Origin of the sequence: Lysinibacillus sp. FSL P2-0066, from assembly GCF_037969495.1 — a bacterium.
Lineage (GTDB): Bacteria > Bacillota > Bacilli > Bacillales_A > Planococcaceae > Lysinibacillus > Lysinibacillus boronitolerans.
The window spans coordinates 1,669,518-1,687,738 of sequence record NZ_CP150202.1; the positions used below are offsets into that span (position 1 = coordinate 1,669,518).

Genomic DNA, 18,221 nt, shown 5'->3' on the forward strand with positions numbered 1-18,221 from the left:
ATGAGTGCTTATGATGTATATCCTACGTCGAATCATCCTGTTAATAACAACCATCCTTCTAGTATCCATTATTACATTTGGTGTTTTTCAAATTTTACCTGGTGATCCAGTTCGCACAATGCTAGGAACAGAGGCGGATCCCACTCAAATTGAAAATTTACGATCTGAGCTTGGCTTGGATCGTCCTCTTTATGAACAATATGTGGATTGGATGAAGGGCTTATTGACAGGGCAATTAGGGAATTCCATTCGATTTTCCATGCCAGTAAAAGAATTACTATTTGATCGACTTCCTGTCACCATGTCATTAGCAGGACTCACCCTTATCATTGTCTTAATCATCTCATTACCTTTAGGGATGTTTGCAGCAAGAAGACAAAATAAATTAAGTGATGTGTCATTATCGACTGTAACCCAGATCGGTATGGCAGTGCCTTCCTTTTGGCTAGGGATGATGCTTATTCTTTACATTGGCCTACAGTTCAGCTTCTTTAAAATAAGTGGCTATATACCTTGGACACAAAGTGTAGCAGGGGCGCTCAGTACCCTAATACTTCCAGCCTTAACGATTGCGATTCCACAAATTGCGGTGAATTTTCGTTATGTTCGTACAGCCATTTTGGAGCAGGTCCAGCTCGATTATGTCCGTACGATACGCAGTAAAGGGATGTCTGAACAAAATGTAATGTATAAGCATGTTTTGAAAAATTCCATGATTCCGATATTGACGGTTTTTGGGTTGATTATGGCGGAGGTTGTGGCAGGAACGATTATTGTGGAGCAGGTGTTTTCATTGCCAGGGATTGGTCAGTTATTGATTACGGCTATCAGTAATCGTGATTTTCCACTCGTACAAGGGATCGTTATGTATATTACAGTAGCTGTCGTCATGATTAATTTTATCGTCGATGTTTTATATTCTGTGTTGGACCCTAGAATTCGATTACGTTAAGAGGTGACTACCATGAAACAATTACAGCGCTATACTAAAAAAATCAATTTAGTCATTGGTCTCCTCGTCATTGTTGGCTTTCTGCTCGTCATGATTGTTAGCTTTTTTTATACACCCCATGATGTCAACGCGATGAATATACCTGAAAAATTGCGTGGTCCAGGTGGTGCCTATATGTTTGGAACAGATGAATTTGGGCGAGATATTTTTAGTCGCATTATGAAGGGGACACAAACAGCCTTTGCCGTGGGTCTATTAACGGTTGCGATTGGAACGATATTTGGTATTCTCATAGGCGGAATTGCAGGCTATGTTGGTGGCTGGATCGATGAAATATTTATGCGTACGATGGACGCTTTAATGGCCTTTCCAGGAATCATCTTAGCATTAATGCTTGTAGCAGTATTCGGCCCAGGAATAACGAATACAGCGATAGCGCTGGGGATTATCGCGATACCTGCTATTGCGAGGATTGCCCGCAGTGGCTTTGTGCAACAACGTGACTCGGAATATGTGCTGGCAGCGAAATTAATTGGTGTTAAGCCTTATAGCATCATGTTTCGTCATATTTTGCCAAACATTTCGTCGCAAATTATTGTGGCAGCAACCGTGACTTTTGCGACAGCAATGTTAGCCGAGGCAGCACTGAGCTATTTAGGGCTTGGGGTACAGCCACCAAACCCTAGCTGGGGTAGAATGTTAAAAGATTCACAAGCCTATTTAATCGGTGCCCCTTGGTATACGTATGCCCCTGGGGGAGCCATTACGATTCTCGTTTTAGGCTTATATATGCTCAGTAATGCTTTACGAGATTTTATGGACCCACGTTCAAAATCGTAATAGATCAGGTGCTGTCTTTTGCAACAGTTCATAGGCCTTAACAGCCATCTCAATATTGAGGCGATGGGGAGCTTGTAAAAAATCAGCACCTAGTATACTTTCTAATCGTTCTATTCGTTTGTAAAGTGTTTGACGGACAATAAACAGCTGTTCTGCTGTATCATTTTTAGCTCCATTACAGGACAGATAAACAGCTAATGTTTGAAATAAATCATGGCTACTTTTTTGATCTAATACTAAAATTTCCTGTAAATAATCTTTTACAAATTGTAGGAGAGCTGTTTGATCCTGCTGTAATAACAATCGATAAACACCTAAATCCTTATAATAGATGGAGCTCGTCAATTGATGATGCTGCATTTGGATGGCTGATTTGGCTTCCTTATAGCCCAGATGAACACTTTCGATCGTTTGATAGACATTGCTAATACCACAGCTAAGGGTAAGTTGCTCAAAAAATTGTGCTGCTTTTCTTGCAATGATTTGTGAAATTGCTTGATCAAAAGCGTCGCGATTGTCTTTCATATAATCTGCGGCAATGAAAAAGGCTAAAATAATTATCTCGTGCTGTCTTACTGAAACAGTAGGGAAAAATCCAAGCTTTTTCAGGATCGAACGAACATACATGGCATTTTGTAGCTGGATTTCCTGCCATTCTTCTTCAGGTACAGTATTGGCTTCATCATGTAGATTGAACACGACGACTCGGTAAAATAAATTACGACTTTCGATTGGTAAATAGCTTTGGTAGTATTGAATATCTACTGGCTGACCTTGAATTAAGGCTAGTATGAATTCATCTTCCCGGCTTTGCTGTCGCTCCTGAAGCATGCGGTTACGCATTAAAATATGGGCAATTGACATAGTTGCTCGTTCAAGATTTAACAAGGTGTAATCACTCTGCTTTGGCAGTTCAGAATGCATACATAAATAGCCCCACACTTGTCCAAGTCCATTAACAGGAATAATGACAAAATGGTCTTTACCCAAGGATAGAAGGTGCAAGGGCTCTTGTAGTTCTAACTGCTGACAATGCTCCTCCATGACACGTAAATATTTTTTAGCCTCCATAGGATAATAAAAGCTTTTTGTATCTTCTGAAACAAATAGAAAGGGAGCATTTGTATCTTGATGGAGCACTTGTAATATTTTTAAAATACCATTTGGCATTAATGATAATTCCATAAAAGTTTTGGATAGTGTATCTAGCTGTGTAAGTGCCTGCTGGTGTTGATTAATTATGTACGTGTGCAAATCTTGCGTAATATCAATAAATCGTACAATTTCTTCAAAGATGATGATAGGGAAATGATGGGCATTTGCCATGGCAATCAATTCTACGGGAACATGGTCAAAATAGTCGCCAATTTCGATACAAAGACCAGCTGCCTCATTACGAATAAGGTTTTGTAAGTAGGCTATTTGTGTTTCTCGTTCTAGCTGTAAACCGACACCCGTGGTTAAAATTAATTCACCACCATTGATTAAGGTTTCAAAATCTTTAATTTCTAATATATGTGTCCACAATACTTGGCGATCTAGGCCGTGCTGCCCTGCAATAAGTTTCGCCGATTCAAAATGCTTGCGCTTGAGGACATCACGTACGAGTAGAGGATGTTTCGACATCAATTAGCACCTGCCCTTCGAATGTACAATGTCTATTTCATTATGTTAGAGAAATCAGAAAATTTCAATATTAACTAGCTTAATAGGGAAAATGGTGATAGACAAAAAGACACCGATGATACACGATTGGAGGTCATGATATGGAGCGAAACGATCAGTTTACACATACTTTACAGCAAAAAGATCATGAAAACATTTGGCATCACATGTCTATCTATAACGACAAAGCACCTCCCATTATTGAACAGGGAGAAGGGGCGTGGATTACAGATAGTTTAGGCAATCGCTTTTTAGATGGTATGTCAGGCTTATGGGCAGTGAATGTAGGGTATGGGCGTGAGCGTCTTGCCAAGGTTGCGTATGAGCAGCTAAAAAAGCTTTGCTATGCTCCTTTAACACAAAGCCATGAACCTGCTATTAGGCTCGCTGAAAAAATTAACAGCCTACTTGATGATGACTATATGATGTTTTATTCCAATAGTGGCTCAGATGCGAATGAAGTGGCGTTTAAGTTAATACGTCAATACCATCAACAAAATGGGGAAGGGAACCGCTATAAAATCATTGCTCGCTATCGGGGCTATCATGGCAGTTCACTTGGGGCATTAGCAGCTACAGGTCAGGCATTACGTAAATTTAAGTACGAGCCGCTGACACCAGGCTTCTTACATGTTGCTCCACCTGATCACTATCGTCGTCCAAAAGGGCAGTCAATTGAGACATACAGCCTAGCACTTGCCCGAGAAATGGAAGAAAAGATTATTTGGGAGCAAAAAGAAACCATTGCGGCTGTCATTATGGAGCCACTCATCACGGGTGGTGGAGTGCTGATCCCACATCCTACATATGTCAAAGAAGTCGAGCGCATTTGTAGAAAGCATGGGGTATTACTCATCATGGATGAGGTCATATGTGGCTTCGGACGGACAGGTAAGCTATTTGGCCATCAGCATTTTGATATTCGACCAGATGTTATTACCATGGCGAAAGGATTAACGAGTGCCTACCTACCACTATCCATTACAGCTATACGTAAAGACATTTATGAAAAATTTAAAGAGACGGACGGCTATAGTCATTTTCGCCATATCAATACATTTGGGGGCAATCCAGCAGCTTGTGCAGTGGCCTTAGAAAATATAAAAATCATGGAAGAGGAAGGACTTGTGCAGCGAGCAAGAGATTTGGGTATTCAATTCCTACATGATTTGCAAGACCTATTAGAGCTGCCCTTCGTTGGCGATATTCGTGGGCTTGGGCTACTCATTGGCATCGAGCTGGTCGAAGATAAACAATCTCAAACACCTGCCAAGCCCGAGCTAATAGCGAAAATCATGGCTGATTGTCAAGCAAATGGCTTAATTGTTGGAAGAAATGGTGATACAGTCGAAGGCTTCAATAATATCATTACGTTAAGTCCACCGCTTTGCTGTACAGACGAGGACTTTGAGTTTATGGTTGCTGTATTAAAAAGAGTATTTGCAGCCAACGTCTAGCCTGAGGCGATTCCAAATGTGCAAAAAACACGAGGAATCGCCTTTAATACTGTCGTTTATGCCCTTTCTTCACCTCTTCCCAGTCAATTTCGATGTTATGCAACACACGTGTTAGTAGACTGTGAATGCTGTTAATCTCCTCATTGGAAAACCCCTCAAGCGCACGGGCATTGGAATATTCGCCCTCCCGTTTTAAAAAAGGATAGATGTCCATGCTTTTAGCTGTAGGAAAAAGTAATTTATTTTTCTTATTCCCTTGTTCAATTCGTTTTTCAATAAAGCCTTTAGTCTCCAATTTTTGAATAGCTCGTGAAGCCGTTGTGCGGTCTACCTTCAATAGCTCTGCGACTTTCTCTTGAATAATACCTGGATTTTCACAAATACGGATGACATATAAATATTGCCCCTTCGTCAAATCCAATTCCTTGAATTCAATATTGCTTATGGAGTCTAATGCCCGTGCAATGGCACCTATTTCACGTAAGATTTCTTTCATGTTCGATCCTCCTGAGATTTTTGTTGTAATTGCAATAAAAATCATTCTATACTAATACTATCATCTTCAAAGTGAAATTGCACCTAGAGAAGATGATTCAGGAGAAACTAGGAGGAATAGTAATGAATATAAAAAAAGTAACAACGGAAGCAGAATTACAAACAGCATTTGATTTTAGACGGAGCGTTTTTATTGAAGAGCAGCAAGTCCCTGAGGAAGAAGAATATGATGAATTTGATGCACTAGATGCTCCATGCGATCATATTTTGGTGTATTACAATGAGCAACCGGTTGGAACAGGTAGACTACGAGTTGTAGAGGGCTATGGCAAATTGGAGCGTATTTGTATATTAGAAGAATACCGCAAATTTGGCCTTGGTAAGGAAGTTATTGCGGGCCTAGAGCAAATTGCACGAGATAAAGGGCTAACAAAGGCAAAATTAAATGCCCAGTCCTATGCAGAAGGCTTTTATGAAAAATTAGGCTATCAGCGTGAAGGTGAAGAATTTATGGATTGTGGCATTCCCCATATTTTAATGAAGAAATACTGGTAGCAGATGAAAATCACACGATGATAGAACATGCCAGACTTAGCATAATACTTTGTAACTTTTTAATCGTTGCTTGGGTCTACTGCTTAAAGGGGGGATGTTGTTGAAGAAATGGATATGCCTTTGTACCATGTGTTTGTTACTGACTGCTTGCGGTAGTCAAGTCATCATCGAATGGGTTGATTTAATCAAATGGGATGGTAAGCAATATGAAGCTGTATATGAAGTAGCGTTAGCCGATCGTTCATTCATTGATAAGGAAATAGGGGAAGTTGATTTTAAAGTAGCTGATCATATCAAAAGAACTTCCTATCGTTTTAAGGATGGCGATGCAGCCTTCCACGAGAAGGGGACAAAGCTTTATGCGATAAAGGGTCTTGACGATACCATTGCGGTAGAAGATCAGTCGGTTATTAATGGCTATCGAATTTATATGATAAGAGATGAAGCTGCGCCGCGACGGAATTTTGATCAGGTTCCATTAGAAGAAGTGAAGAAAATAGAATTTTACGCATCTATGGAAGAAGGCGATCGGAAAACGGCTAGCTATACAGATCAGTCTGACATGGAAAATATAAAGGCAATTTTAGCCAACAGTAAACTAGACCCATCCTTTGAGCCAAATGGAGATACGAAACGTTATGATATACTCCTATATACAGACGATGCCATTGCTTTTCAATATGGCATACAATTTGATGGGACTACTTATTTTTGGTTTCCGTCAGAAAACGCGCTTTTATCGGATGATATACAGCCGTTTATTTCCAAAGATTAGTGTACTTCTCGAAAGACGCTTATATTGAAGGATAATGCCATGCTACCTTCTGTAATGGTTCAGTCGGATTATCACTTTAGCAAAATGCGCCAATTAAAGAAAGCTGCCCAAACATAAGGCAGCTTTTATTTATTTTTGCTTTACAACCGTACCTGCAAAGCTATCATGAGGAAGACGTTGACCGTGCTGCTGCTCGAAGGCTTGGCGATCTTTTAGATAATCGAACGTACTGATAGTATCTCGATATGCCATGCGTTTAATAATTTGACCTGCTGATAATGGACGACCATCTTCATTTTCGAGTGCTAATCCCATTGCTTTGTAGCCAATCGTTTGTCCGTTTTTACGGAGTTGTGCATATTCTAGCGCCCACAATACTACAGTTGGCGTAACGAGTGCATGAACAGCCTCATTTTTTACTTTTTTTCGTAGGAGGTATTCAACCCCAAACGTGACAGCCGTTGAAACAGCTGTATCGATTAAAAATGCTGCTGTGCGTTTTTTTGTCATCAATTCCATATAAGCCCTCCTTTAATGACCTGTCACTAGTACATACGAACAATAAGGACAAAAAGTTTCGATTTATCCTAGATTCATATCTAATGAAAGTACAGGATAGGATGGAATTGCCCCATGCTTTGTTGTTGAAATGCCCGCATATCCGTTTGCAAAAGATAGCAGAGACATTGCATACTGTTCACAATGAGCTACCACTTGATCTACTGTTAGTTGATGATGAAGAAATTGACTTAAAATCGCGCCAATAAAAGCATCACCAGCCCCAGTTGTATCAACGGTTTGTACCTTGTTAGCAGGAGCCTTCATATGATGCTTTTTCGTATATAAGGTAGCCCCAGCAGCACCATGTGTAATGATGATAACTTCTACATATCCCTTGAATAACGTTTGAACAGCTTCCTGTTCATCTTCTAGAGTTGTTAAAAACAACAGTTCTTCCTCTGAAAGCTTGACAATATGGGCTTTTGGTAAAAAGGCTAAAATGGTTTCACAACACGCCGTCTTATCCTGCCATAAAGGAAGGCGCACATTCGGATCGAAGGATATAAGGCTTCCTGCTTGATGTGCCTGTTCAATAAGGGCAAGATGTGCTTGTTTCATAGGACTCTCTACAAGATTAACAGAGCAAAAGTGAACGATATCGTGCGCTGTTAATAGCTGCGAGGGGAGGTATTCCTGTTTGTATAAGAGATCTGCAGCATGCCGGCGATAAAATTGAAAATCTCGTTCGCCATGTTCATTTAATGAAACAAAGGCAAGACTTGTTTCACCATCCGTTGATTGACGAATAAACTGTGTATCTACACCTGCTTGCTGCAACGTTTTGATTAGGAAGTCACCAAAGGCATCCTGACCGACTTGTGTAAGAAGGGCCGCCTGCTGTCCTAGCTTTGCACAGACAGCGGCTACATTGGCAGGTGCTCCTCCTGCATGTTTAGTAAAATGCTCAATGTTGGCTAGGGAGCCGTGCTGCTGTGTCGGTGTAAAGTCAACTAATAATTCTCCAATTGTGAAGAGCTTGCCCATTATGAGACCTCCTGTGGTAGTCGCTTTTTCTTAGGAACATAAATGGTATAAAAAATACCAGCGAAAATGAGAAGGATCCCCATCGTTTGCGTAAAGCTTGGCATAAAATCAAGCAATAGCATATCCAGTAAAATGGCGACAACAGGGTCGACAAAAACCAATACAGAGACAAGAATCGTAGACAGGCTACGAATACTATCAAAAAATAAATAGTAAACAAATCCTGTATGAATAAAGCCTGTGCCGAGTATATAAAACCAATTGGTTGACGTTAATCCATCAAACAGCGAGAAGTCGATAAAAGGCAGTAGTATCACGATTCCAACTGTTGTTTGAATATAGGTTAACGCATACGAGCTAAGCTTCGTGATGGTTTTGCTTGTTAGCATTGTAAGGGCATAAAATACTGCTGACAGTAATGCCCAGATAAAGCCAGATTGCATAAATTCTGAGAACGACACAAAATTATTGAGACCGATGATAAAAATACTACCGATAAAGCAAGTGATTGTTGCGACAAGTGCCTGAATGGTCATTTTTTCCTTCAAAAAGATAGCGCCTAAAATTAACACAAATATGGGGGCTAAATTATAGATGGAAATGGCAATTGAAATGGACATTTCCTCAAAGGCTTTAAATAAAAATACCCAGTTTAACACAATAAAGACACCGCAAATAAGCGTTTGAAAAATTTCTTTCTTATCCCATACCTCTGTTTTATGTCCACCAGTGATGAGCCACATACCACCTAGAAAGAGGGTTGCGCAAATGCATCTAACAAAGACAAGCTCTGTAGCGGGAACACCAGTGTGAACGGTAAAAAAGCCGATGGAACCAAACAGTGCCATGGAGACTGTTAGTTTAATGATTGCTGAGATGTTCATACGAAACCTTCCTTCTATTATTTTATTAAGCTATACGTATACAACTATTCACGAATTTGGCCGTTGCCATGAATAACATATTTTGTTGATGTTAATGCAGGCAAGCCCATTGGTCCACGGGCATGTAGCTTTTGTGTACTAATACCGATTTCTGCACCATAGCCAAATTCAAAGCCGTCCGTGAAGCGGGTGGAGGCATTATGATACACTGCTGCTGCATCGACATTGTTTAAGAACGTCTCGGCGGTTAATTGATCCTCTGTAATGATGGCCTCAGAATGATTCGTTCCAAAGTATTGAATATGCTCAATCGCTTCATAGACATTTTCCACCAATTTAACGCTTATTTTTAAATCAAGGTACTCTGTCGCATAATCATCCGCTGTAGCTGGAAGGGCAGCTTCAAATTGCTGACATACTTGCTCATCACCGATGATGGTTACACCTGCATTGTGGAGTGACGTTAAAAGCTGGACGCCGTGTTCTTTAAACCAAGCCTGATGAATGAGTAAGCTTTCTGCTGCATTACAAACAGAAGGACGCTGTGTTTTAGCATTCAGACAGATTTTTTCTGCTTTTATGTAATCCGCCATTTCATCCACGTAAATGTGACAGTTGCCTGCACCTGTTTCGAGTACAGGAACAGTCGCCTCATTGACAACTAAATCAATCAGGGCTTTGCCCCCACGAGGAATGAGCACATCTAAGTACTCTTTTAAATGGAATAGTTCTTTGGCTGTTTCGCGGTTTGTATCCTCAATTAATTGAACAGCATCGGTAGGGATAGAAGTTTTAGCAAGCGCGCGATGAATACTTGCGACAAGAGCCATATTAGAAAACTTAGCGGAGGAGCTTCCGCGCAAAATAACTGCATTGCCCGTTTTTAGAGATAGTGTTGCTGCATCGATCGTCACATTTGGTCGAGCTTCATAGATCATACCAATAACACCAAGTGGCACAATTCGTTTTTCAATGCGTAGCCCATTGTCCTTTTCAATATGTTCAACAATTGTACCTACTGGATCGTTTAAGGAGACGAGTAAATGAATGGCGTCGGCCATTGCCGCAATCCGTTCTTCATTGAGCATGATACGATCCAACGTAGATGCAGGTATACCTTGCTGCTCACCTTGTGCCAAATCCTTTGCATTTTCAGCCATAATGTCATGTTGATCGATTAATAGCTGTTCTGCAATTTTTTTCAATGCCTCATTTTTCTCGCAGGTAGTTTTAATATTTAACATATAGCTTGCGGCTTTTGCGCGTTGTCCTTTTTCTTGAATTTCACTTGTCATTTGTCATTCCTCCTTAATTCGTTTGAATTTTCAGCCATTTGTCTCGGTGAATTACCTCAATAGGGCTTTTCAGCAATGTATCAGTCCGTTTTCCCATGGCAGAGAGAAGCTCTTGGGAAGAGTACAGTACTTCGCCACGTCCTAGTAAGTCCTTCTCACTATAGACTTCTACAACATCACCATTGACAAACTCACCTTCTACACGATAGACGCCAGCAGGTAATAGACTTTTACCATTATTCATTAAAGCCTGTTCTGCACCACTGTCTATAAAAATTTTACCAGAAATTTCCGTGAGTGCAATCCACTGTTTATGATTTGTTAACACAGCGAGCTCATCATGCCCCACATAAGTGCCATCACCATGTCCTGCTAAAATTTCGACGAGCTTCTGTGCACCATGACCTGTACCGATAAATACCTTCACCCCTGCACGTAGCGCTGTTCGTGCTGCCAGAAGCTTTGAGGCCATGCCTCCTGTGCCAACCTTTGATCCTGTACCATCCGCAAAGCTTAGCAAGTCATCCGTAATGGCAGCTAATCGATCAATGCGCTCTGCCTGTGGGTTTTTATTGGGATTGGCATTATAAAGGCCATTGATATCTGTTAAAATGATGAGCTGATCGGCGTGAACAAGTCCACTGACGAGTGCTGAAAGCATATCGTTATCTCCAAAGGTTAATTCACTAATAGACACTGTATCGTTTTCATTAATAATCGGTAGCATGGATCGTTCTAATAACTCCTCGAAAGTCGCATAGGCATTTTTATAGCATTCTTTTTTAGAAAAATCTGTTCGTGTCAATAATATCTGGGCAGGCATGATATCATAAATACTAAACAAAGCACTGTACGTTTGAATGAGTAGGCTCTGTCCTACAGCAGCAGCTGCCTGCTTACCCTTCACTGTCACAGGACGAGCAGGGTAGCCGAGTTGTTTAAAACCCGCCGCTACGGCACCAGACGACACAAGCAAAACTTCATGCCCCAATTTCTTCAACTCGGCGATTGCCTGCACATGGTCCATTAAGCGAACTTTATCGATTTCACCCTTTGCATTCGTTAAAGAGCTACTGCCAATCTTAACAACAATTCTTTTTCTCTCCATCTCACGACCTCCATCATTGCTGAATCAAGATAAAAAAAGCCTTTTCATCCTAAAAATTAGGACGAAAAGACTTGCCTTCCGTGGTACCACCTACATTGAATATCATGCGACATTCCACTTTTCTCATAACGCTAGAGACTGCGCCTAGTTTGGCTAGGACGTTTCACAAAGTAGGTTTCATTAGTCTTCCTTGTACAATGCCTTGCAGCCGATGGGCATCGCTCTCTTTTCAAGCAGTGGCTAACTACTGGTCTTCGTTCGTTTTCTCATCTATTGACTAAAGGATGCACTACTTCTATAAGTCTGTCAAGCTGAATGGGTAAATTACTTGAAAGTTTTGATAAATTAAGAAAGGGATGCGTTAAAATGATGAAAAGGCCAATTATTCGATTATTTAAACCACCAAATAGCAATGAAAAGGGGAAGCATCGCCAACACAATGACAAAGAAGCTCCAAATGACCTGTTTCCCAGATGACATATTTTTGGGTTTGATGCTCATTTGTTCATATAACTGGTTAATGGCTCGTTGCTCTTTCGCATAAAGCATTGCTTGAAATTCTTCGTAATCTTGAATATAGCTAGATGGAGCACGTGGACTGAAGCGTAAATTTCGAATGGAATCCGTAATCTCTTTGTCAGCCATCCAATACGTGATGACAGGTGCTAAGCCTGCGTTTTGTGTAGCCTTCACCTCAATGTCATGGGATTTCATTTTATAGTAAACCTGTCCATGCTCATCCTCATATTGCGTGACAATATCACTTACTGCCATTATCAATCACCTCTTATGGAAGTTATCTGTTTTATCATGAGTTTCTACTATTATAATGGATTAGGGAAGAAAAGTATCGCTTGAGCGAGCATAAATTGTGAAACCGAAATTTAAAAAAGTTTTGGATAAAGTCATAAACTTACATCTAGTGAGAACAACGTCATGTAGTATAATGTAAATAGTTTTTTAAAAGAAGTTGAAGGAAGGGAAAGTTTTGGAAATCTCAACGTTATTTGCGTTTTTAGGGGCTGCGATTATTTTAACCATTATGCCAGGGCCCGATAATTTATTTGTGCTTGCCCAAAGTATTACACAAGATAAAAAAGCGGGTATTGCCACATCACTTGGATTGTGTACAGGACTACTTGTTCATATTAGTGCCGCAGTACTCGGTATTTCTGCGATAATTTATCAATCGACCATTATTTTTTCAATCGTCAAATTTGCAGGAGCAGCGTATTTATTGTATCTAGCTTGGCAATCATTTCGTGCTAAGGGGGACCCCTTTACGTTGCAACAGCAAAATACGCAAGCTTATATCAAATTATATAAAAAAGGAATATTAATGAATATTTTAAATCCTAAAGTATCGTTATTTTTCCTAGCGCTTTTACCACAGTTTGTTAATCCATCGCAAGGACATGTGGCGTTTCAAATGCTTATTTTGGGTATTGTATTTTTAATACAAGCACTTGTATTATTTTCATTGTTTAGCATATTTGCAGGGAAAGTTAGACAAGTCATTATTGGTAAACCTGCGATTGCTAAACGACTAAATACAATTCAAGGTATCCTATTCACATTTATCGGGATACAGATTGCCATCAGTAAACAGTAGGGAGGAATGGACATGTCTATTTTACATATCACCTTTAGCTTAGCAACTCAGGGTTCTATGAAACTCGCAATCCGTCAACATCGTTTGCAGCGAAATGAATCAGTTCTAAGTGTCCATGATGATCTCTCGATTGGACCTCTTCAAAACTTTGAAGAACGTAAAGCTTGGTTAGCCGCGCATATTTTAGACAATGATGACCAGCAATTGTATGATGAGATGTATGAAAACTGGAAGAAGAAAATTGCTAATTTACCCTGTGATGTGGATGTGTGGATTTGGTATAGTCACAACACACATGAACAAATAGGATTGCGCTATGTAATGAGTGAGTTAATTCATAAATGCAGTATGGTGTATGGAATTGATGCTACGGAGGGTCTGAAGAGTATTCACCCCAATCTAGACATTCGCCATACAGGCGAGCTTTCCTCAGAAATGCTAATGAAGCTTCGCCCTAGTGCAAAGCGATTCTCTGTGCAAGAATGTCAGCAACTCGCTAAGGAATGGGAAAACATCAAAGAACAGCCAAGTACATTACGGTTATGGAAAAGTGAACTATTGCATGTAGAGGAAGATGCAATGGATGCATACATTATCGCCAGTGCAAAAAATTTGCATATACAGCAAAATGAAGAGTGGCTAATGCCCACGCATATTGTGGCACAGACATTTGAAACATTTGTCCATTATGTAGGAAATGATTTTGTAGAGTATCGCTTGCTAACGCTCGTCGAACAAGGCGTATTTGCCATGAAAGGCGATACAACGGATATTTTTTCCTATCAGGTTAAATTACTTTAATACATTTAAGTGAATGAACAGTAAAAAATCAGGCGAGCAAAGCCTGATTTTTTATTGTTCCAAATGCATGAAGCTGTTTGTATTAGTAGTGCTCAAAGTCAGTCGTTTCAACATAATGATTCAGCACAGTAACTTAACCGTTTTAATTTTGATAACACTTTTCATATTCATCTTTCATCAACAAACTTTGACAAGCCAAGCCATTTTCATGATAAATTTCTTTATCAATACTTAATACTATACTTCTATTTGAATTGGTATAATTAGGCTCTTTATTAATAATGGATAATTTTTCTTCGTCTAGCCAATTCATCGAAAATTGACTTTTAGCCTCTGCATAATAGACGATTTTGTTTGTGTGAGCTTTATTATTTAAAATTTCTATCCATACATGAACACCACCACTTGGGCCTGCACCACCATATGGTTCATAATAAGCGTGCGCTGTATATTCCCCTGTAGGAGATGAGACAGATTCGGGCACCTGTTGCGTATTTTTTTTATCTAAAGTACCAAACGTAAAAAAATATTGGATATATATAAATATCCCAAAAAACAGGACTAAACCTGCCAATAGTGCTGTTAGTGTTTTTTTAGGGAAGTTTTTCTGTTTAAAAAAGAAAATCATTAATTTGATTACAAAAATGAACAATACGATCAAGGTAAATAAAAATACAAAGAAACCTAATGTATTAAGTAATAAATTCAATTTATTACCTCCCTAGTATGGTGAAACAGTGTCTTTTAGAAAATAAAGCGAGTAACATGGACATCTAGACGATGTTGTTACTCGCTCTTTCTATTTATTGTCATAAAAATCAAAGACAAATTGTTTAAACTGACGTGCAGATGGCGGTAAATAACGATTTTCGATCCAAGCCATGCCGATAATTCGTTCACATACCATATCCTCAACATGGATTTTAACGATTTTTTTCGGGTTTAAATCCTCATCATCAGGTAGTAAGGAAACGCCAAGTCCCGCACCAACAAATCCAGCGATGGTCGACACTTCGTCGCCTTCATAAGAAATTTTTGGCTTTATGCCCGCAGCATTTAATAAGCGATCAGCAGAGCGGCGTAGTGCATAGCCCTTTTTCATTAAGACAAAACTTTCATGCTCCAATTCTTTCATTTTGATGCTTTTACGATGGGCTAAAGGATGGTCAATGGGGACCATTATAAAGAGCTCATCTCGCCATAATTCCTTCCAACATACTGGCGGCTCTGTATCAATCGCAGCTAATAGGCACAGGTCTAACTCACCCGCCAGCAATTGTTTTAACTGAGAATGGGAGTAGTTTTGTGTGAAATGAAAACGGATATGGGGATGTTTCTGACGAAAGGCACGAATCAAGTCGGGTACAATACTCGTTCCAAGTGTATGTAAAAAACCGAGTGATACGTCTCCAAGCTCTGGATTATTAAGCTCCTGTAATTCTAAAACAGCCTTTTCATATTCTTTCCGCATGCGCTGAACACGATATAAAAATAGCTCTCCATATCGGTTTAGCATAATTGAGCGCCCTTGTCTGTCGAAAAGCGGTACACCTAATTCTTCCTCCAGCTTTGAAATTGAACGACTAAGTGCTGGCTGTGAAATCGCTAATGCTTCGGCAGCCCGTGTCATATGCTCTAACTTTGCAACCGTTACAAAATATTCTAATTGTTGCCACTCCATTTTTTCACCTCTTTTCTTGTTATTTTTAAGTTATCTGCATTATAACGAGAAACAGACGGGAAGTATAGGGAACAAAAAAATTTTAAAAGCAGATTGCAATTATTTAGCAGAATGGAAAAGTTAAGTAGCAGAAAGTGTGATAGTACAGCCATTAAGTTGACATCATTCATGCACGATACACATTGATTTGATAAAAACTATAAATTGTACATTATGAATAAAGGGTGATAAGATAGACACATAAAATACACAATTATTAATTTCCGTGAAGGGGATATCATAAAATGAAGTTAACAAAGCCACAACCTCTAACAATTGAGGGAGGCAAAAAAGCCGTACTATTACTGCATGGTTTCACAGGTAGCACAAAAGATGTGAAAAAGCTAGGAGAATTTTTATCTCAACGAGGTTATACTGTGCATGCACCAATTTATAGTGGGCATGGCGTAGAACCAGAAGCATTATTAGAAACAAAACCAGAAGATTGGTGGAACGATGTAGTAGAAGGTTATAACTTCCTACAAAAGAAAGGCTATGAAGAAATTGCTGTTGTTGGGATTTCACTTGGTGGCGTCTTTTCATTAAAGGTGGCAGAGACATTCCCAGTGAAAGCATGTGTAGCGATGTGTGCACCGATTACACGTGATAATTCAAAAGGCTTATTTACACGTTTGTACCACTATGCTCGTTTATATAAACACTTTGAAAATAAATCAAAAGATCAAATTATTTCAGAATTACATGAATTACGTATTTCACCGAAGGATTCATTGGACGGCGTAACACGTTTAACAACAGAAACGCGTGAAGAATTATCAACGATCAAAGCACCAACTCTTGTGTTACAAGGCTCACTAGATGATGACCTATATCAAGAAAGCGCACCTTTTATTTTAAATACTGTGGAAACAGACGACAAAGAAATCATTTGGTATGAAAACTCTGGCCACATTATTACATTGGATAAAGAACGCGATAAAGTGTATGAAGATGTTTATAAATTTTTAGATCATATTGAATGGTCAGTTGCAAACTAAGAAGGGGCTGTCAGCAGACAGCTCTTTTTTTGTTGAATCTCACTGGATAAACGAAAAAACTATTGTAATTATAATAAATGCTTGATAACATGATGAAATTGTAGTGAAAAATCATTCGATTAAAATAATTTGCTATAGTTTAAAACTTCTAAGGAGCACATCAATTATGCAACAAAAAATACCTTTTTCAACTTACGCAGTCATTGGAACCATGTTATTTGGACTGTATTTTGGAGCAGGGAACCTAATTTTTCCTATTCAAATGGGTCAATTTGCTGGGACAAATTTTTGGTTTGGATTAATCGGTTTTTTAGTGACGGCTATCGGCTTACCATTCCTCGGAATTTTGGCAATTGGCTTATCAGGTAGTAATGGTTTACGTGATCTAGCCAATCGTGTTCATCCTATATTTGGCATTATTTTTTCATTGGCACTGTACTTAACAATCGGACCATTCTTTGCCATCCCACGTACAGCAACTGTACCTTTTGTAGTAGGGTTTGAGCCATATATTCAAGCACAACATGCAACACTGCTACTAGCTGTATTTAGCTTTGTATTTTTCGCTATTGTCTACTATTTTTCTTTAAATCCAGCGAAAATAATGGATTATATCGGTAAATATTTAACGCCCGCATTTTTAGTTGTTTTATTTATTTTAATTATTACAAGCATTACGAAGCCAATGGGCCATTTCCAGCAGCCAATCGGTGCATATATGGATGCTGCCTTTATGACAGGCTTTAAAGAAGGCTATAATACGATGGACGCCCTTGCCTCTCTAGCCTTCGGAATTGTTGTCATTAATGCAATTAAAAGTGCAGGGATTACAGATCGTAAGGAAATTGCCAAGGCTACATGGACATCAGGTATTTTTGCGATGGCTTTAATGACGCTTATTTATGGTCTCATTACGTATATGGGCGCTTCCAGTATGAATGCTGTCGGGACTTTTGATAATGGTGGTTTAATCTTTGCGGCAGTGGCCGATCATTATTTCGGCTCATTTGGAGCTATTTTATTGGCCGTCATCATCGTGCTCGCTTGCTTAAAAACAAGCATCGGCTTAATTACATCTTGTAGTGAGTTTTTCCATGAGGTATTTCCAAAAATCAGTTACAAATGGTTTGTGTTCCTGTTGTGTGCCGTATCCTTTACGATTGCAAATTTTGGTTTAAACAATATTATCAAATATGCTATTCCAGTTTTAATGTTCTTATATCCATTAGCAATCGTCCTAATCTTGCTTGCTCTAAGCTCATCCTTCTTTAAGAATAAGCAGACAGTGTATGCCATAGCGATGATTTTTACATTTTTCATTAGCCTGATTGATGGCTATAAAGCGCTGGTAGAAAGTGTGCCAGATGCGAAGTTAGGTATATTGGATGCAGTAGAGAAATACTATTCTGCGATACTTCCTTTTTATGATATTGGCTTAGGATGGATACTGCCAGCGTTAATAGGGGCAGTAATTGGAAGCATGATTCCGTCTCGAAAAGTTATATAATGAAAGAAACGC

The 18,221-nt window shown here is 39.3% G+C and carries 19 protein-coding genes; 9 read left to right on the top strand and 10 right to left on the bottom strand.

The annotated features are described in order from the left end of the window. Window positions 1–10: 10 nt before the first annotated feature. Together MKZ14_RS08015 and MKZ14_RS08020 are read left to right on the top strand one after the other, a co-directional pair. Window positions 11–952 carry an ABC transporter permease gene (locus MKZ14_RS08015; RefSeq protein ID WP_009374228.1) on the top strand — a complete coding sequence of 314 codons (942 nt, stop codon included), beginning with the start codon at window positions 11–13 and terminating at the stop codon, window positions 950–952. Between the two features lie 12 nt (window positions 953–964). Then, a complete protein-coding gene (locus MKZ14_RS08020) occupies window positions 965–1,792 on the top strand; it encodes an ABC transporter permease (protein ID WP_103117800.1) in 828 nt (275 codons plus the stop codon). Here the strand turns inward: MKZ14_RS08020 and MKZ14_RS08025 are convergent. Further along, window positions 1,781–3,418: a PucR family transcriptional regulator gene (locus MKZ14_RS08025; protein WP_004229580.1), complete on the bottom strand. Its 1,638-nt coding sequence runs from the start codon at window positions 3,416–3,418 to the stop codon at window positions 1,781–1,783. The two genes, MKZ14_RS08020 and MKZ14_RS08025, sit on opposite strands and share 12 nt — an antisense overlap. 140 nt (window positions 3,419–3,558) lie before the next feature. Here MKZ14_RS08025 and MKZ14_RS08030 point away from each other — a divergent pair, with 140 nt between their 5' ends. Next, window positions 3,559–4,914, top strand: a complete 1,356-nt coding sequence (locus MKZ14_RS08030) for an aspartate aminotransferase family protein (RefSeq protein WP_016994367.1) — start codon at window positions 3,559–3,561, stop codon at window positions 4,912–4,914. Window positions 4,915–4,957: 43 nt separating this feature from the next. On the opposite strand, the gene MKZ14_RS08035 is transcribed toward MKZ14_RS08030, so the two are convergent. Next, window positions 4,958–5,410 (bottom strand): MarR family transcriptional regulator, encoded by a 453-nt coding sequence (locus MKZ14_RS08035; RefSeq protein ID WP_016994368.1) that lies wholly within the window; start codon window positions 5,408–5,410, stop codon window positions 4,958–4,960. A 122-nt stretch (window positions 5,411–5,532) separates the two neighbouring features. On the opposite strand from MKZ14_RS08035, the gene MKZ14_RS08040 reads away from it, so the two are divergent. Both MKZ14_RS08040 and MKZ14_RS08045 read left to right on the top strand, forming a co-directional pair. After that, window positions 5,533–5,964 carry a GNAT family N-acetyltransferase gene (locus MKZ14_RS08040; protein ID WP_333005771.1) on the top strand — a complete coding sequence of 144 codons (432 nt, stop codon included), beginning with the start codon at window positions 5,533–5,535 and terminating at the stop codon, window positions 5,962–5,964. Between the two features lie 94 nt (window positions 5,965–6,058). Continuing rightward, window positions 6,059–6,739: a hypothetical protein gene (locus tag MKZ14_RS08045; protein ID WP_339280796.1), complete on the top strand. Its 681-nt coding sequence runs from the start codon at window positions 6,059–6,061 to the stop codon at window positions 6,737–6,739. 129 nt (window positions 6,740–6,868) lie between these two features. Here the strand turns inward: MKZ14_RS08045 and MKZ14_RS08050 are convergent, their stop codons facing one another. The 6 genes from MKZ14_RS08050 to MKZ14_RS08075 all read right to left on the bottom strand — a co-directional run bounded on the left by MKZ14_RS08050 (window position 6,869) and on the right by MKZ14_RS08075 (window position 12,345). After that, a complete protein-coding gene (locus MKZ14_RS08050) occupies window positions 6,869–7,258 on the bottom strand; it encodes an RDD family protein (protein WP_036076345.1) in 390 nt (129 codons plus the stop codon). Window positions 7,259–7,321: 63 nt separating this feature from the next. Then, window positions 7,322–8,284, bottom strand: a complete 963-nt coding sequence (locus tag MKZ14_RS08055; RefSeq protein WP_279494563.1) for a carbohydrate kinase — start codon at window positions 8,282–8,284, stop codon at window positions 7,322–7,324. Beyond that, window positions 8,284–9,168 carry a DMT family transporter gene (locus tag MKZ14_RS08060; RefSeq protein ID WP_004229564.1) on the bottom strand — a complete coding sequence of 295 codons (885 nt, stop codon included), beginning with the start codon at window positions 9,166–9,168 and terminating at the stop codon, window positions 8,284–8,286. The genes MKZ14_RS08055 and MKZ14_RS08060 overlap by 1 nt, the downstream gene beginning before the upstream one ends. 44 nt (window positions 9,169–9,212) lie before the next feature. After that, entirely contained in the window at window positions 9,213–10,463 is a 1,251-nt protein-coding gene (locus tag MKZ14_RS08065) for a glutamate-5-semialdehyde dehydrogenase (protein ID WP_333005769.1), read from the bottom strand. A 13-nt stretch (window positions 10,464–10,476) separates the two neighbouring features. After that, entirely contained in the window at window positions 10,477–11,571 is a 1,095-nt protein-coding gene (gene proB, locus MKZ14_RS08070; RefSeq protein ID WP_333005768.1) for a glutamate 5-kinase, read from the bottom strand. Between the two features lie 390 nt (window positions 11,572–11,961). Next, complete coding sequence (locus MKZ14_RS08075; RefSeq protein WP_004229554.1) at window positions 11,962–12,345, bottom strand: hypothetical protein; 384 nt, start codon at window positions 12,343–12,345, stop codon at window positions 11,962–11,964. A 214-nt stretch (window positions 12,346–12,559) separates the two neighbouring features. Here MKZ14_RS08075 and MKZ14_RS08080 point away from each other — a divergent pair, with 214 nt between their 5' ends. Beyond that, entirely contained in the window at window positions 12,560–13,183 is a 624-nt protein-coding gene (locus MKZ14_RS08080) for a LysE family translocator (protein ID WP_016994376.1), read from the top strand. A gap of 12 nt (window positions 13,184–13,195) precedes the next feature. After that, entirely contained in the window at window positions 13,196–13,984 is a 789-nt protein-coding gene (locus MKZ14_RS08085) for a DUF1835 domain-containing protein (protein WP_333005767.1), read from the top strand. A 142-nt stretch (window positions 13,985–14,126) separates the two neighbouring features. Here MKZ14_RS08085 and MKZ14_RS08090 read toward each other — a convergent pair whose 3' ends face one another. Further along, window positions 14,127–14,693: a DUF5412 family protein gene (locus MKZ14_RS08090; RefSeq protein ID WP_333005766.1), complete on the bottom strand. Its 567-nt coding sequence runs from the start codon at window positions 14,691–14,693 to the stop codon at window positions 14,127–14,129. A 90-nt stretch (window positions 14,694–14,783) separates the two neighbouring features. Beyond that, window positions 14,784–15,665, bottom strand: coding sequence for a LysR family transcriptional regulator (locus tag MKZ14_RS08095; protein WP_016994379.1), 882 nt, complete (start codon window positions 15,663–15,665; stop codon window positions 14,784–14,786). A 284-nt stretch (window positions 15,666–15,949) separates the two neighbouring features. On the opposite strand from MKZ14_RS08095, the gene MKZ14_RS08100 reads away from it, so the two are divergent. Together MKZ14_RS08100 and brnQ are read left to right on the top strand one after the other, a co-directional pair. Beyond that, window positions 15,950–16,702, top strand: a complete 753-nt coding sequence (locus tag MKZ14_RS08100) for an alpha/beta fold hydrolase (protein ID WP_048390156.1) — start codon at window positions 15,950–15,952, stop codon at window positions 16,700–16,702. A 166-nt stretch (window positions 16,703–16,868) separates the two neighbouring features. Further along, window positions 16,869–18,209: a branched-chain amino acid transport system II carrier protein gene (gene brnQ / locus MKZ14_RS08105; protein WP_333005765.1), complete on the top strand. Its 1,341-nt coding sequence runs from the start codon at window positions 16,869–16,871 to the stop codon at window positions 18,207–18,209. Window positions 18,210–18,221: the final 12 nt, after the last annotated feature.